Origin of the sequence: Streptomyces amakusaensis (assembly GCF_039532665.1) — a bacterium.
Classification (GTDB): Bacteria; Actinomycetota; Actinomycetes; order Streptomycetales; family Streptomycetaceae; genus Streptomyces; species Streptomyces amakusaensis.
Window position 1 is genome coordinate 21,279 of sequence record NZ_BAAASB010000019.1, and the last position, 15,208, is coordinate 36,486.

The following is a 15,208-nucleotide window of genomic DNA, read 5'->3' on the forward strand; positions in this document are numbered from 1 at the left end:
CGCTGTCGTCACGGAGCCGGAGCCGGGGCCGGGGCCTTCGGCGCGGTGCGCGAGCGGGCCGACGCGACGGCGGCGGCGAGGCCGGCGGGGCTTCCGGGCGGCGGGGTCACGGCCGGGTCCGGCCGCCCGGCGCGGACCACGGACACCCGGTACCCCTCCGGCGCGGCGACCACGTCGACCCGGTCCCCGGGCGGACGCCCGCAGCGCCGCTCGCAGCCGGACCAGTGGACGGGCAGCAGCGCGGGCGAGCCGTCCGTACCGCTGTCGTCCGTACCGCTGTCGCCCGTACCGCTGTCGCCCGTACCGCTGTCGTCCGTACCGCCGTCGTCCGTACCGCTGTGGACGAGCGCGTCCGCCGCGTCCGCCCGGACGTCCGCCAGGGATTTGGCGCAGCCCGGGCGGCCGATGCACGCGCCGACGCCGTGCCAGGGGGAGGCGTCCCCGGTGATCAGGCCGGTCGCGGCGAGGGCGGCGAGCCGTTCGGCGGCCCGCGCGGCGGGGACGCCGGGGACGACGACGCCGCGCCAGGGGGTCAGCCGCAGCTCGTCGCCGCCTTCCGTACGGGCGCACTCGGCCAGCAGCCGCCACTGGGCGGCGGACAGACGCCCCAGCGGGGCGAGGACCGAGAGCGCGGCGGGCGCGCCCGGCCGGGGCCCGGCGACGACACCGGCCGACGGCCCGTCCGGAGAACCCGAAAAGTCCGGCACGTCCGAAGAGGCCGCCGCGCCCCGCGAAACCCCGACGCCCCGTCGCGCCAGCCGGGACACCAGCTCGGGAAGGAGTGCGTCGGAGGCCGTCCCGGGAAGATCGCCCACCCGCCAGACCCGTCCCCACCCTTCCGGCACGGCGGCAGCCGCGTCGAGGAAGACCTCCGCCGCCGTCAGCGCGGCGAGCGCCGCCGACCCGCCCGGCACGGTGAGCGCCCCCGTACCGGCCTCCGTGCCCAGGCGCAGCAGCGCCCCGCCCCCGGGGACCGCCGTCAGCGTCACGTCCGCGCCGAGCGCGGCGACGTCGCCGCGCCCGTCGTCCAGGGCGAAGAGGAACCGGCCCGAGAGTCCGCGCGCCGCGTCGCTGGCGCACAGCAGCCCGTCCAGGGCCCGCAGCCAGGGGCCTACGTCCCCCGCGCCCCGGCCGTCGAGGCCGGACAGCGGGGAGGCGAGGACATTGCGGACGCGTTCGTGGCCGCGCGAGGGAAGCAGCCCGGCCGTGTCGAGCAGCGTGGCCAGCTCCTGGCCGCAGCCGGCGCCCAGGCCGCGCAGCTGTACGTTCCCGCGCGACGTGAGATGCAGCACTCCGTCGCCGAGCCGTTCGGCCGCCCCGGCCAGCGCCTTCGCCTGCCGGCTCGTCAGCACTCCGCCGGGGACACGGACCCGCGCCAGCGCGCCGTCGTCCGCCGTGTGGAGCCGCAGCGCGCCGGGACAGGCATCGCCTCCGGCCGCCGAGGGCCCCCCGTCGCCGGAGCCGGAAGCGGAACGGTCCGAGGGGGACACGGTCCCGGCCGGTGGGCCGGTGGGGGCGGTGGGCATGGCCGCGAGCATACCGATAATCACTCAAATCGTAGGTCCCATACGGAATGCGCGCCCCTTACGATACGGGGGAGCGGATCATCCGGTCCGTCATCGCCGGCGACGGCGACAGGGGAGGAAGCCCGGTGAGATTCCGGCGCGGTCCCGCCACTGTGAGCCCGGCCCGCCAGGCCGGGCGAGTCAGGAACTCCCGCCGTCCGACACCGCCCGGGGCGCGGAAACCCCGAGGAAGGCCAGACGCCGCATGCATCAGTCCGCCGGGGACCGACCCCCGTACGCCCCCGAGATTCTGCTCCTGTCGACCTCCGACACCGATCTGCTCAGTGCCCGGGCCGCCGCCGGCCCGGTGGCGTACCGTTTCGCCAACCCCTCCCGGCTGCCCCTGGAGGACCTCCCCGCGCTGCTCGACGGCGCGGGCCTGGTCGTCGTCCGTCTGCTGGGCGGAGTGCGCGCCTGGCAGGAGGGGCTGGACCAGCTCCTCGCCAGCGGGCTCCCGGTGGTCGTCCTCACCGGCGAACAGGCCCCCGACGCGCAGCTGATGGAGGCCTCCACGGTCCCCGTCGGCCTCGCGGCCGAGGCGCACGCCTATCTCGCCCACGGCGGCCCGGCCAACCTCGAACAGCTCGCGCGCTTCCTCTCCGACACCGTGCTCCTCACCGGCCACGGCTTCGAGCCGCCGGCCCCCGCCCCCACCTGGGGCCCCCTGGAGCGCACCGCCCGGGTGACGGACGACGCCGCGCCGACGATCGCGGTCCTCTACTACCGCGCCCACCACATGAGCGGCAACACCGCCTTCGTCGACGCCCTCTGCTCGGCGATCGAGGACGCGGGCGCCCGCGCCCTGCCCCTGTACGTCGCCTCCCTGCGCGCCCCCGAGGCCGAGCTGATCGAGGCCCTGCGCCCGGCCGGCGCGATCGTGACCACCGTGCTCGCGGCCGGCGGCACCAAGCCCGCCGAGGCCTCCGCCGGCGGCGACGACGAGTCCTGGGACGCGGGCGCGCTCACCGGCCTGGACGTCCCCATCCTCCAGGCGCTCTGCCTCACCGGCTCGCGCTCCGCCTGGGAGGAGAACGACGAGGGCGTCTCCCCGCTGGACGCGGCCAGCCAGATCGCCGTCCCCGAGTTCGACGGCCGGCTGATCACCGTTCCGTTCTCCTTCAAGGAGATCGACGAGGACGGACTGCCCGCCTATGTCGCCGACCCCGAGCGCGCCGCCCGCGTCGCCGGGATCGCCGTCCGCCACGCGCGGCTGCGCCACATCCCGGCGGCCGAGAAGCGGCTGGCGCTGGTCCTCTCCGCGTACCCGACCAAGCACTCCCGCATCGGCAACGCGGTCGGTCTCGACACCCCCGCCAGCGCCGTCGCGCTGCTGCGCCGGCTGCGCGCCGAGGGGTACGACTTCGGCCCGGCGGAAGAGATCCCGGGCCTGATCTCGGGCGACGGCGACGAGCTGATCCGGGCCCTGATCGAGGCCGGCGGCCACGACCAGGACTGGCTGACCGAGGAGCAGCTCGCCCGCAACCCGGTCCGCATCCCCGCCGCCGACTACCGGCGCTGGTACGCCACCCTCCCCGCCGAGCTGCGCGAGCAGGTCGAGGAGCACTGGGGCCCGCCGCCCGGCGAGATGTTCGTCGACCGCAGCGCCAACCCCGAGGGCGACATCGTCCTCGCCGCCCTGCGCCGGGGCAATCTCCTCATCCTCATCCAGCCGCCGCGCGGCTTCGGCGAGAACCCCATCGCGATCTACCACGATCCCGATCTCCCGCCCTCGCACCACTACCTCGCCGCCTACCGCTGGATAGCCGCCGGCCAGGCCGACGGCGGCTTCGGCGCGGACGCCATGGTCCACCTCGGCAAGCACGGCAACCTGGAGTGGCTGCCCGGCAAGAACGCCGGCCTCTCCGCCGCCTGCGGCCCCGACGCCGCCCTCGGCGACCTCCCGCTGATCTACCCCTTCCTGGTCAACGACCCGGGCGAGGGCACCCAGGCCAAGCGCCGCACCCACGCCACCCTCATCGACCACCTGGTGCCGCCGATGGCGCGCGCCGACTCCTACGGCGACATCGCCCGGCTCGAACAGCTGCTGGACGAGTACGCCCAGATCTCCTCCATGGACCCGGCGAAGCTGCCCGCGATCCGCGCCCAGATCTGGACCCTGATCCAGGCCGCGAAGCTCGATCACGACCTGGGCCTCAAGGACCGGCCCGAGGACGACGGCTTCGACGACTTCCTCCTCCACGTCGACGGCTGGCTCTGCGAGATCAAGGACATGCAGATCCGCGACGGCCTCCATGTGCTCGGCAGCCCGCCGGCCGGCGCCGACCGGGTCAATCTCGTCCTCGCCATCCTGCGCGCCCGCCAGATCTGGGGCGGCACCACCGCCCTGCCCGGTCTGCGCGAGGCCCTCGGACTCGACGAGTCCGCCGCCACCCGCACCACCGCCGACGAGGCCGAGGAGCGCGCCCGCGCCCTGGTCCAGGCGATGGACGACGCGGACTGGGACCCGGCGGCCCTGCCCGCCGGGGAGAGCGAGGAGGTACGCGCCATCCTCGCCTTCGCCGCCCGCGAAGTGGTCCCGAGGCTCGCCGCGACGACCGCCGAACTCGACCACGCCGTACACGCCCTGAACGGCGGCTTCGTCCCGGCCGGCCCCTCCGGCTCGCCGCTGCGCGGACTGGTCAACGTCCTCCCCACCGGCCGCAACTTCTACTCGGTCGACCCCAAGGCCGTCCCCTCCCGGCTCGCCTGGGAGACCGGCCAGGCGCTCGCCGACTCCCTCCTGGAGCGCTACCGCACCGACAACGGCGACTGGCCCACCTCCGTGGGTCTGTCCCTGTGGGGTACGAGCGCGATGCGCACCGCCGGCGACGACGTCGCCGAGGCCCTCGCGCTGCTGGGCGTACGCCCCGTCTGGGACGACGCCTCCCGCCGCGTCACCGGCCTGGAAGCCGTTTCGCTCGCCGAACTCGGCCGCCCCCGCGTCGATGTGACGCTCCGGATCTCCGGCTTCTTCCGCGACGCCTTCCCGCACACCATCGGTCTGCTGGACGACGCGGTACGGCTGGCCGCCTCGCTGGAGGAGCCCGCCGAGGACAACTTCGTCCGCGCCCACACCCAGGCCGACCTGGCCGAGCACGGCGACGAACGCCGCGCCACCACCCGTATCTTCGGCTCCCGTCCCGGCACCTACGGCGCGGGACTCCTCCAGCTGATCGACTCCCGCGACTGGCGCACCGACGCCGACCTCGCGGAGGTCTACACGGTCTGGGGCGGCTACGCCTACGGCCGTGAGCTGGACGGCCGCCCCGCGCGCGCCGAGATGGAGACGGCGTACAAGCGCATCGCGGTGGCCGCCAAGAACACGGACACCCGTGAGCACGACATCGCCGACTCGGACGACTACTTCCAGTACCACGGCGGCATGGTCGCGACCGTCCGCGCGCTGCGCGGCACCGCCCCCGAGGCGTACATCGGGGACTCCACCCGCCCCGAGACCGTCCGCACCCGCACCCTGGTCGAGGAGACCTCCCGGGTCTTCCGCGCCCGCGTGGTGAACCCCAAGTGGATCGAGGCGATGCGCCGCCACGGGTACAAGGGGGCCTTCGAGCTCGCCGCCACCGTCGACTATCTCTTCGGCTACGACGCCACCACCGGTGTGGTCGCCGACTGGATGTACGACAAGCTCACCCAGGCCTATGTCCTGGACCCGGAGAACCGCGCCTTCCTCCAGCAGGCCAACCCCTGGGCCCTCCACGGCATCGCCGAACGCCTCCTGGAGGCCGAGTCGCGCGGCATGTGGGCCAAGCCCGACCCGGCCGTGCTCGAGGCGCTGCGCCAGGTCTATCTGGAGTCCGAGGGGGACCTGGAGTCCGACGACTGACCGGCCCAACCGCGCATGCCCCGGGGGCCGTTCGGCTCCCGGGGCATGTGTGTTTGACTCGTCCGTCATGGACGGAACAGCCGAACAGGACTTTCTGCGGAGCCTCGACGCGCTCCCGCCGGCCGACGACCGCCGGGGCGAGGCAGCGGCACCGCTCGTCTGTCCCCGGCCCGGGCACCCCGCGGGCCATCGCTGCCTCGCCCTCGCGACCGGTCTCGACCTCCGGGCCCTTTCCGAGCTGCTCACCGGCCGTTACGGCGGTGCGCGCAATCTCGCCATGGGCGGCTTCACCGACCCGACCGTCACCGAACGGACCGGTCTGCCGCTGCTGACCCCCTTCGGCGACCGGGTGACCGAGATGCGCGCCTGGGCCAACGGCGACCAGTGGATCGGCTGCGGCACCCTCCGCGCGGACGGCGGCCCTGCTCTCGTACTCCTCCTCGCCGAACGCCCGCCCCCGCCCCCGCGCGCCCCCTCCGGCGTCTCCTGGCTGGACCTGCTCGCCGCCGCCACCGAATGGACGCGGGAAGCCGTCCACCCGGTGGACTGGCCCGCCACCGAAGCCCTTCTGGGCACACCGCTCCCCACCGAGTACAAACAGTTCGCCGAACGCTTCGGACCGGGCGACTTCGACGGATACCTCACGGTGATGGTGCCGGGCGCGGGCGAACTCGCCCTCGACCTCGTCGACTGGCACAACTCCTCCCTGCACTTCGCCGAACGGAGCGGCGACGAACTGTGGGCCCCTCATGGGCTCCACCCCGCCCCGGGCGGCCTCCTCCAGTGGGCCCACACCGAACAGCGCTTCGCCTTCTACTGGCTCGTCGACCACCCCGACCCCGACCGCTGGCCCATCCTCACCAACAGCGGCGACTTCGGCGACGCATGGGAACGCTTCGACGGCTCCCTCGCCGAATGCGTCCACGACCATCTGCTCTCGGCCCCCGGCTACTCCGGACCGCACTGGTTCGACAGCTACGACAGCTACGACAGGGGCTCCCACGGTCCCGGCGGCCCCAGCCGACCGATGCCGTAGGCCCGCACCATTTCCCCGATCGGCACCAGCGCCCGGGGCGCGAGCCGGGAGAGCAGCGGGACCGCGCACGCCCACCCCTCGCCCGCCAGCAGCTCCCGCACGAGCGCCCGGGCCGCCTCCTCGGCGGGGGCCGTCCCGTCCCCCGCCGCGTGGGCGAGCGCCAGACAGAGCCGGACCGTACTGTCCTCCTCCGGCGCGCGGTCGGCGGGCAGTACGACGGGCACGCCCGCCAGCCGAGTGGCGACGGCGGCCGACGCCGCGGCCCGCCGCCCGCCCCGGGCCGGTGCCGCCAGGGCCAGCCGCCGGGCCTCGGCCGTATCGCCCTCCACGGCCCTGAGCACGGCCAGTTCGGCGTACGGAATCCGCTCCGCCGGCAGGCCTGGAAGTCCCGGCAGCGTCCGCAGCCACTCGTCCGCCGCCTCGGCCCGGTCGGCCCGCTCCGGGCAGCACCCGAGCCTCACCAGCAGGACGAGGACCACCACCGCCCTCGGGTCCCACTGCTGACGGGGTCTCTCCACGAAGGCGGAGGCCGCTTCGAGCGCCCCGCGCAGCCGCGGACCGGGCCGCCGGACATCGGGGAGTGTGAGCAGCAGTTCCGCGAGCCGGGGGAGCGGGCCGACCGGGCTCCCCGTCCCGGCCCTCCGCTCCAGGGCCTCCACCACGGGCTCGACGAGCCGGGCGGCCGTCCCGGGGGCCCGCCGCGCGAGTCCGGCGGCGACGAGGGCGAGCGACCGGCGGATCTCCGGCTGCCCCTTCTCCCCGGGTACGGTCCGCCGCGCCATCTCCTCGGCCCCGGCCTCCTCCCCGGCGTGGGCCAGCGCCTGGGCGACCGCTCTCCGCGTCACGGGATCGAGCCCGTCGTCCCCGACGAGCCACGCCGCCTCCCGGGCGTACCACCCGGCCGCCTCGCCCTCCCCGCCCAGGGCGCACCCCAGCGACAGCGCCGCCAGATGCCGCGCCCGGCTCCCCGGCTCCGTGACGAACCGCACCAGCCTCTCCGCCTCGCCGAACTCCCCGACCGAGCCGAGCCCCCGGAAGAGAGCCGGAGTCCAGCCGTCACCGGCGGCCGGTCCCCGCACGGGCGGCGCGGAGCGGATGGCCGTCTCCAGCAGCTCCCGCCCGTGCGCGAGGTCGCCGTCCCGCAGGGACCGCTCGGACCGCCGGAGCAGGACGAGGTGCTCCGGCTCATGGCCGTCCCCGTCCGGTACGGGGTGGGCCCGGGGCCGCTCTCGCGGCGACGGGCGGGACCGGACCGGCTTCGGCTTCGGCTCCGGTTCGACGGCGGGCTTCCCCTCCCGCAGCCGCCGCATCGCCTCCCTGCCCGCGTCCTTGTTCCTCCGCTCCTCCCTGCGGCGCTCCTTCTCCCGCTCCCTGTACGCGGCGTCCGCCGCCGCCCCGCGCTCCTCGGCCGCCGCGATGTTCGCCTCGGCCCGCTCCGCGAGATCGTCGCCGAGCACGCCGGTCCGCAGCTCCTCGCGGTGCTTCGCGACCAGTTCCCCGAGCCGGGCGAGGGAGTCCCGGCCGGCACCGGTGTCGTGCACGGCCCGGCCGAGGCGCTCCAGCGTGGTGGAGATGTCCCGCCGCAGATGGGCCCGATCGGCGGGGGAGAGGGCCGCCGGGTCCGCCAGCGCGGCGGACAGCTGATCCAGCGCGGCCCTCAGCAGCCCGGGCGCCCTCTTCGTACCCCTGGCCAGCGCGCACGCGGCGAGCGCCCGGACGTCCACCGCGGCCAGCCCGTCCGCCGGCCCGTCCGCCGGCCCGTCCACAGGGTCCAGCTCCTCGCAGAGCGCCACGATGCGCGACCTGGCGTGGACGCGGTGGGAGCGCAGCCCGCGGGCGATCGTCGCCCAGATCTCCACCGCGGCGGCCCGCGCCCGGGCATCGCCCGAGCTCAAGCGGTCCGCGTCCGCGTCCACCGCCGCCACCCAGTCGCGGTCGTCGCCCTCGGAGAGCACGCGCGCCGCCGCCACCAGCGTCTCGACATCGGCCTCCCCGCCGAGGACCACCGCCCGCAGCAGCGCCCGCGCGGCACCCGTCTCGTCCACCGCCAGGAGCGCGTGGGCGGCCTCGGCCAGCTCCGCGTACGCGTCGGCGTCCCGGGGCGGGCGCGGCAGCCCCCGGTCGGCGCGGCCCGCCCACCGGGCCGCCTCCTCCGCGATCGCCGCCGCCCCCGGCCGTCCCGTACGCCCCACCTCCACCGCGACCCGCGCCAGCCGCGCCGCCCGGACCACCGGACCCGGGGCGGACCGGGCCAGCGCCCGCGCCCGGTCCACCTCACCGAGCCGCACCAGCAGAACCGGGGCCAGGGCCTCCACCCGGCGCGCCCCGCCCCGCAGGAGAGCGACCGAGACGGCGCGCCGCGCCGCCCGCGCCAGCTCCTCCGGGCCTGTGGCCTCCGGGCCCGTGGCGTCCGGGCCTGTGGCCTCCGCGTCGAACCCCTCTCCGACCGCCTCCACCTGCGCGAGGACCGCCTCGTGCCCGGCCCTGGCCGCGAGCCGTGTCTGTCGGCGGGCGTCCAGGACGTACTCCCCGCGGCGAACGGGGTCGTCCAGCAGCCGCGCGTACCCCGTCAGCAGATAGGGCGGCGTCTCCTCCGGCCAGCCCGCCGTACGCCAGGCACCGGCCCACGTGTGCAGCAGCCCGGTGTGGCGCGCCATCTCCACCGGCCCGAGTTCCTCCCGTACCGACCGGAGGACATCGGCGTGGCCCAGGGCGTACGTACCGGCCACCGGATCCTCCAGCAGGACCCGATGCCCGTCCGCGTCCTGAAGAACCCGCTCGATCCCCTCGGCGGGAACCCCGGCCACCTCCGCCAGATCCACCGCCCGCAGCCCCTCGCCCGCCGCCGCCAGCAGCCCCAGCACCCTCCTCCCCGGGCCGCTCGCCCCCAGCCGCGCCACCTCCCGCACCCGGTTCGCCCGCCCGATCTCCGCCGCCCGCGCGGACGGACCCAGCACGCGGAAGTGCCGCCGCGACCGCAGCGGGTGCGCGGCCGGCAGATCGCCGGGGACGGGCGTACTCCGCCGAGCCGACACGATGATCCGCAGATCGGCGTCCGGCCGTACGGGAAGCAGCGCCGCGATGCTCCGCCCGGGGCCGCCCCATGCCACGTCCTCGTCGAGGCCGTCGACCACGAGCAGGAGCTTCCGCCCGCTCTCCGCGGTGACGCTGTTGAAGAAGGCGGCCCACTGCCGAGGGTCGGGGGAGTCCGGAACGGAACGCTCGCCCAGCCCCGGGAAAGCCCGGAGCTGCTCCCCCATCTCCGCGACGAACGCGGCACAGGTATCGGTGCCCCGCGCCTTCGAGACAAAGAAATTCAGCAGATCGACCCCCTGTGGCGGTCTCTCCACCCAGTCGGCGAGCAGCGCGGTCTTCCCCACCGCCGACTCCGCCTGCCAGCACAGATACGGCTCCGCCCCCGGCCCCGACGCCCTGACGAAGTCACGCATCACCTTCCGCTCGGCCCCCCGCCCGACCAGCCCCTCCCGGGCCCTCAGCTCCGGGAGATGAGCCCGTACGAAGGGCTTGTCCTCGGCGTCCCGCCCCCGGAGGAAGTGCCCCGCCCGCTTCCTCCGGACCGCCTCCGCCCGAGCCGCCCGGAGGACGTCCTCCCACTCGGCCGCGCTGAGGGCCGCCCGACCGGCCGCCGCCTCCAACTTCCGTACCAGCTCCCGGAAGACAGCCTCCTTCCCCGCCGCCGGAGCCGACTTCCCGTCCCGCCACTCCCTCAGCGTGGTCACCCCGAGGCTGAACCCGCCGCCGATCTCCACGGCCTCACGCAGGCTCAGCCCCGACTCCTCCAACAGCCCCTTGAGCGCCGCCCCGAGCCGCTCACGCGGCGATCCCCCACTCCCCTCCATCGCCGTCCCTCCCCCCTGCCCCGTCAAAGAACCCGCCTCTGACCTGCGTCCATCACTCCCCGCGAGGGACGGAATCTATCCGCACACCGCGCCCCCGCCCGACTCTGTGAGCCACCGCTTCGCCCGGCCCCTCCCGGCCCTCGAACGAAAGGCTCCCCATGCCCCCGCTCCCCGAACTCCTCCACGACACCGCCGCGGTCACGGCCGCTGTCACCGCCACCGGCGGCCTGCTGTACGGAGGCGTCCTGTCCGCCGTCGCCCTCATCTCGGTCCTGGCCCCGACCCCGGAACGCCGCCGCGACGCCCGCTCCACGCTCACGATTCTGCTCCGGCGGCGGCGGTCGGGATGATTCGCCGAATCAACCACCCCTCCGATCACCAACTGTTAGCGTTCCTGTCGTTCCTGTTGTTCCGGAACGTCACCGCATTGGTCCGCCGGCCATGTCCAGAAAGCGGTAGTCAGGCATTGTCCGAAGTGCAAACCTCCGACCCTGCCGAACCCCGCCCCCGCTGGGACCCCCGACACCAGCCCTGCGTCCCCACCGTCACCCTCGACGGGGCCACCGCCCACCACTCCCTGTGCGCCCTGCTCGCCGAGGCCGACCGGCTGAGCACCATCGACGGCACGACCCCGGGCGAGACGGTCGCCGTCATCGAATATCTGCTGGCCATCTGCTTCGCCTCGGGCACCTGCCCCTCCTCGCCCGGGGAGTGGCGCACCTGGATCGCCGAGGAGCACGATCTCGGCGGCGCGTCCGAGTGGCTGGCGGCCCAGCCCGCCGGCGCGTGGGACCTCTTCCACCCCGAGGTCCCGCTCAGCCAGAACTCCGCGCTCGCCCCGCTCCTCGACGAACAGGGCACCGGTCCGGCCCAGTTGGTCATCGAGTACGCCGGTGACTACAACCAGCACTTCGACCACCACCACCTTGAGTACGACGACCCGCTCCCGGTGGCCGAGGCCTTCCGCGCGCTGCTCACCCAGCATGTGTACGCCCCCTACGGCCGCGCCCGGATGTCCGGCAGGGAACTCGGCCCGAGGATCACCAACCTGGCCGCCGGTCGGCTCCAGGGCCGGATCCGGGTCGTGGCGCTCGGCCGCACGCTCGGCGAGACGCTGCGGCTCAATCTCCATCCGCCCGAGGGCCCCGGCACCCCCCTCAACACCTCGTGGAGCGACGGCACCACCTCCCGCCGGGGGTTCGCGGAGAAGGCCACGCCCAGGGTGCCGAGAGGCTCCGCCGACCTCCACAGCGCCCTCGGCCGCTCGGTCCTCCTGCGCCCGGACCGTGGCGCGGACGGCCGGATCGTCGTCGACCGCGTACTGATCGGCGCGGGCGAAGTCCTCGAACTCGACCTGAAACGTCACCTTCAGGACGCGGTCCTCGGCACGACCCTGGGCGGGGAGGAGAAACCGCTGTGGCCGTCCCCCACCAGGGCGCAGTGGCGGGACGCGCACGCCCTGTACGGCGCGGTGAAGGACAGCGAGACCGGCCTCTACGCCCGGCTCCGCTCCCTGCCGTGCGGGAAGAGGGGGCCGGGCGCTCCGTACCAGCTGTGGGCCGTGGGCCTGCTCACCAAGCAGGCCCTGCCGGTCGCCTGGACGCAGGGCAGCTACCCGTACGCCCCCGGCATGGAGCGCCATCTGCACCGGGCGTCCCGCCGGGGCTCGGCCGTCGCCGAGTACGTGGCGTGGAGCCTGAAGCGCGCGGCCGTCGTGGCCTCGGAGACCGCCCATCCGTCCGCGCACGCCGCCGACGGGGCGCAAGTGGCGCGCTTCGACGCCCGGTGGGAGTTCTGGCCCTCGGCCGCCGAACCCTTCTACCAGCTCCTCGACGAGGTGATCGAAGAAGGGCTGGTGGACGACGACGACCCGGTCTCGGCCCCTCTCGCCGACTACGCCCGGACCCTGATGACCTCCGCCCGTACCCATCTCACCCACCGTCTCGACCCGCTCCCGCCCAACGACAGGGGGCACCGCGCCCGCGCCCGCGCCGAGCGGCGCTTCGAGCAGGACATGGACAGCGCCAGAGCGCCCGCCGAACTCCGAGGGGAGACCGCGCATGACGACTGAGGACAGCGAACCCGGTGACCCCTCCGACGGCCTCACCCTCCGCAGCGCCCTCCCGCACGACAGCGCGGCCCTCACCAACTGGCTCACCACCCTCGTCCGCAACCGCGAGTACGGCACACTCGCCGACCTCCGCCGCGCCAGAAACCCCACCAACGCCCACATCAGGGCCGGTTGGTACGGCGGGGACGACCACCGCGAGCTGTTCGAGCGGGTGGCCTTCCTCTTCGCGATCTACCACCAGGGCCGACCGACGCCCTCGTACGGCCACGGCCGCCTCGGTGCCGCCGCCCGCCGGATCGGCGACGGCACCGGGCGCGGCCCGGACAACCCGGGCGCGCAGCGCCTCCTGGACCGCGTCGTCGCCAGCCGCCGCATCCCCTGGCGTCATCTCCAGCACACGATCACCAGACTCCGGTCCTGCGACCAGCCCCCGCCCTCCTGGACGCAACTCACCGAGGACCTGATCCGCTGGCACGACCGCAGGGCGCGTATCGCCTACGAGTGGTCGGTCGAGTTCCACACCCCGGCGGCGCGGAAGACGGCGACACGGAAGACAACGATGACGCGGAAGGACGCGACCACGTGACCGAGGCCCCTCGAAGCCAGTTCCTCTCCCTGCACCTCCTGGAGACCCTCGTCGCGGTCCTCCCGGTGCGGGACGAGAACGGGCAGCCCAAAAGCCTCGTCTACGGCGGGGCCGAACGCCACATGATCACCAGCCAGGCACGCCGGCGCGCCGAGCGCGTCTACGCCCGCAACCGCGCCAACGCGGGCCTCGGCCCCCTCGCCGGCCGGAGCATGGGCATCCGTACGCGGGAGTGGGCGCTGCTGACGGCCAGGGAACTGGAGTCCGCCCACGGCTGGGAGCGGGAGGAGGCCGTCGCCACGGCGCGCGCCGTCATCGAGGCGAGCGGCCTGAAGTTCGGCGACCCGAGCAAGAAGACGGTCGCCCATCTGACGAAGGTCCTGATCTTCGCGCCCGCCGACGCGGGCTCGCGCATCGCCGGCCACATCGCCGGGAACGCCGACGACCTCAGGGCGTGGCGCGACGGATACCTCCTGGTCCAGGCGGAGGCGCTGAGAAAGTCCCGCCGGCCGGCCAGGAAGAAGTCCGACGCCGGACCTCCCCCGGAGGAGGAGAGCGCCACCGCGGAACCCGCCGCCACCAGGCCCCCGCCCCTCCCCAAGGCCACGCGCGACGCCGTCCTCCTCGCCATCGCGCCCCGCGACGCCGTGGACATCGCCCTCTACGGACGTTTCCTCGCCGAGATCGCGGACTCGCCCAACGTCGACGGGGCGGTGCAGAGCGGCCACGCCTTCACCGTCCATGAAGCGGAACAGATCGACGACTTCTACGCGGCGGCCGACGACGCGAGACTGGACCGCAAGCGGAACGCCCTCAGTTTCCTTGACGCGGCGGACGACGCCGGTGCGGGCATGACGGGATACCAGTCCCTGATCTCCGGGACCTTCTACCGGCACGCCGTTCTCGACCGTACCCAGCTCCGCGTCAATCTGCGGATCGCCGGAATGACGGAGGACGAGGCGGAGGAGGCCGCGGCCGACGCCGAGAAGGAGTTCGTCAACGGCTTCGTGGAAGCGTTCCCGGAGGCCAAGAAGAACTCCACCGCCTCCACCGGCTCCCTCCCCGCCCTGGTCCTCGCGTTCGAGGGCGAACGCCCCTACAACTACGCAGCGGCCTTCCAGCTCCCCGTCGACGAGTCCCCCGAGAGCGCCGGCGGCGAGGGCCCGGCCGGCCCCGCGGCGGTCCGCAGGCTCCTGCGCCACCACGCCTTCGTCAGCCGCCGCCGCGAGGATCTCCGTACCTCGCGGATCCTCACGTACGACCCCCGGATCGACGCCCTCCTCCAGGAGCCGGGACTGTCCGCCTCGGCGACCGTGGTGGAGCGGGCCGAGGACCTCACCCCATGACCCAGCCGTACGTCCTGCTCGTCCGGCTGGCAGGCCCCTTGCAGTCCTGGGGCGTCTCCGGCCGGTTCGCCCTCCGCGACACACACCCCCGGCCCACCAAGTCCGGCGTCGTCGGACTGTGCGCAGCGGCCCTCGGACTCCACCGCGACCAGCCCCTCGGAGAGCTGGCCGAGACCCTCTTCGGCGTACGCGCCGACCACCCCGGCACCCCGCTCCGCGACTACCACACCGTCGGCGGGGGGACCTATCCCCTCAGCCCCCGCGACCTCGCGACCGACCACCGCCGGGCGACGGCCGCGTACCCGGACACCGGCATTGTCACCGGCACATTCGGCCGCCACACGCTCGACTCCTGGTACGGCGCGCCGAAGAAGATCGCCGCCGACCCGGTCTCGGGCGCCCTCGTCTCCGGCGAGGTCCGCCGCAACGCGATGCTCACCGAGCGCTGGTACCTCGCCGACGCCGCCTTCCTGGTCGGCCTCCAACACCCCGACCTCGCGCTCCTGGAGCGGATCGCCCACGCCCTGGAACACCCCAAGCGCCTGCTCTGGCTCGGCCGCAAGTCCTGTCCGCCCTCCGGCGAACTGGCCCTGGGCATCGTGCCGGGCACCCTGGCGGAAGCCTTCCGGGCGAAACCGCTCCTCCCCGCCGCCGGTGTGACGGCCGCCCCGTCGACGCGCGCCCGCCCCTGGGCCTGGATCGAGAGCCCGCACCCCCTCCCGGGTGTCGGCCCCATCTCCGACCAGCCCGTACGGTTCGACGCCAACGGCCCCGTCCACGGCCTCCGGTGGGAGACGCGCCACCGCATCACCATCGATCAGCACGCCGGCGAATGGGACATCATCCAGTGAACACCACACCCGACAGGGCAGCCCGGTTCGTCACCACACAGACCCTGCTCGC

Annotated in this window: 9 protein-coding genes and 1 riboswitch; of the genes, 7 read left to right on the forward strand and 2 right to left on the reverse strand. The window is 74.7% G+C overall.

What is annotated here, in order from left to right; all coding sequences use genetic code 11:
* Positions 1 to 8 precede the first annotated feature (8 nt).
* Positions 9 to 1,526, reverse strand: a complete 1,518-nt coding sequence (locus ABD371_RS28120) for a precorrin-3B synthase (RefSeq protein WP_344482829.1) — start codon at positions 1,524 to 1,526, stop codon at positions 9 to 11.
* 114 nt (positions 1,527 to 1,640) lie between these two features.
* Positions 1,641 to 1,716: riboswitch (cobalamin riboswitch) on the forward strand.
* A 54-nt stretch (positions 1,717 to 1,770) separates the two neighbouring features.
* Between ABD371_RS28120 and cobN the strand changes: the two genes are divergently transcribed.
* Positions 1,771 to 5,406, forward strand: coding sequence for a cobaltochelatase subunit CobN (cobN, locus tag ABD371_RS28125; protein WP_344482833.1), 3,636 nt, complete (start codon positions 1,771 to 1,773; stop codon positions 5,404 to 5,406).
* Between the two features lie 67 nt (positions 5,407 to 5,473).
* Positions 5,474 to 6,442 (forward strand): hypothetical protein, encoded by a 969-nt coding sequence (locus ABD371_RS28130; protein ID WP_344482836.1) that lies wholly within the window; start codon positions 5,474 to 5,476, stop codon positions 6,440 to 6,442.
* Here the strand turns inward: ABD371_RS28130 and ABD371_RS28135 are convergent.
* Entirely contained in the window at positions 6,391 to 10,302 is a 3,912-nt protein-coding gene (locus tag ABD371_RS28135) for a hypothetical protein (protein ID WP_344482839.1), read from the reverse strand. The genes ABD371_RS28130 and ABD371_RS28135 overlap by 52 nt on opposite strands.
* Positions 10,303 to 10,460: 158 nt before the next feature.
* Here ABD371_RS28135 and ABD371_RS28140 point away from each other — a divergent pair, with 158 nt between their 5' ends.
* The 5 genes from ABD371_RS28140 to cas5e all read left to right on the forward strand — a co-directional run bounded on the left by ABD371_RS28140 (position 10,461) and on the right by cas5e (position 15,156).
* Positions 10,461 to 10,652 (forward strand): hypothetical protein, encoded by a 192-nt coding sequence (locus tag ABD371_RS28140; protein WP_344482842.1) that lies wholly within the window; start codon positions 10,461 to 10,463, stop codon positions 10,650 to 10,652.
* 125 nt (positions 10,653 to 10,777) lie between these two features.
* Positions 10,778 to 12,373 carry a type I-E CRISPR-associated protein Cse1/CasA gene (locus ABD371_RS28145; protein WP_344483072.1) on the forward strand — a complete coding sequence of 532 codons (1,596 nt, stop codon included), beginning with the start codon at positions 10,778 to 10,780 and terminating at the stop codon, positions 12,371 to 12,373.
* Positions 12,363 to 12,959 carry a type I-E CRISPR-associated protein Cse2/CasB gene (gene casB, locus ABD371_RS28150; protein WP_344482845.1) on the forward strand — a complete coding sequence of 199 codons (597 nt, stop codon included), beginning with the start codon at positions 12,363 to 12,365 and terminating at the stop codon, positions 12,957 to 12,959. Before ABD371_RS28145 ends, casB begins: the two co-directional genes overlap by 11 nt.
* Entirely contained in the window at positions 12,956 to 14,305 is a 1,350-nt protein-coding gene (locus ABD371_RS28155; protein WP_344482848.1) for a type I-E CRISPR-associated protein Cas7/Cse4/CasC, read from the forward strand. The genes casB and ABD371_RS28155 overlap by 4 nt, the downstream gene beginning before the upstream one ends.
* Positions 14,302 to 15,156, forward strand: a complete 855-nt coding sequence (cas5e, locus tag ABD371_RS28160) for a type I-E CRISPR-associated protein Cas5/CasD (protein WP_344482851.1) — start codon at positions 14,302 to 14,304, stop codon at positions 15,154 to 15,156. The genes ABD371_RS28155 and cas5e overlap by 4 nt, the downstream gene beginning before the upstream one ends.
* Positions 15,157 to 15,208 lie beyond the last annotated feature (52 nt).

Coding starts and splice junctions, on each gene's coding strand:
- ABD371_RS28120 (WP_344482829.1), bottom strand. CDS start 1,526: ATGCCCACCGCCCCCACCGGCCCACCGGCCGGGACCGTGTCCCCCTCG.
- cobN (WP_344482833.1), top strand. CDS start 1,771: ATGCATCAGTCCGCCGGGGACCGACCCCCGTACGCCCCCGAGATTCTG.
- ABD371_RS28130 (WP_344482836.1), top strand. CDS start 5,474: ATGGACGGAACAGCCGAACAGGACTTTCTGCGGAGCCTCGACGCGCTC.
- ABD371_RS28135 (WP_344482839.1), bottom strand. CDS start 10,302: ATGGAGGGGAGTGGGGGATCGCCGCGTGAGCGGCTCGGGGCGGCGCTC.
- ABD371_RS28140 (WP_344482842.1), top strand. CDS start 10,461: ATGCCCCCGCTCCCCGAACTCCTCCACGACACCGCCGCGGTCACGGCC.
- casB (WP_344482845.1), top strand. CDS start 12,363: ATGACGACTGAGGACAGCGAACCCGGTGACCCCTCCGACGGCCTCACC.
- cas5e (WP_344482851.1), top strand. CDS start 14,302: ATGACCCAGCCGTACGTCCTGCTCGTCCGGCTGGCAGGCCCCTTGCAG.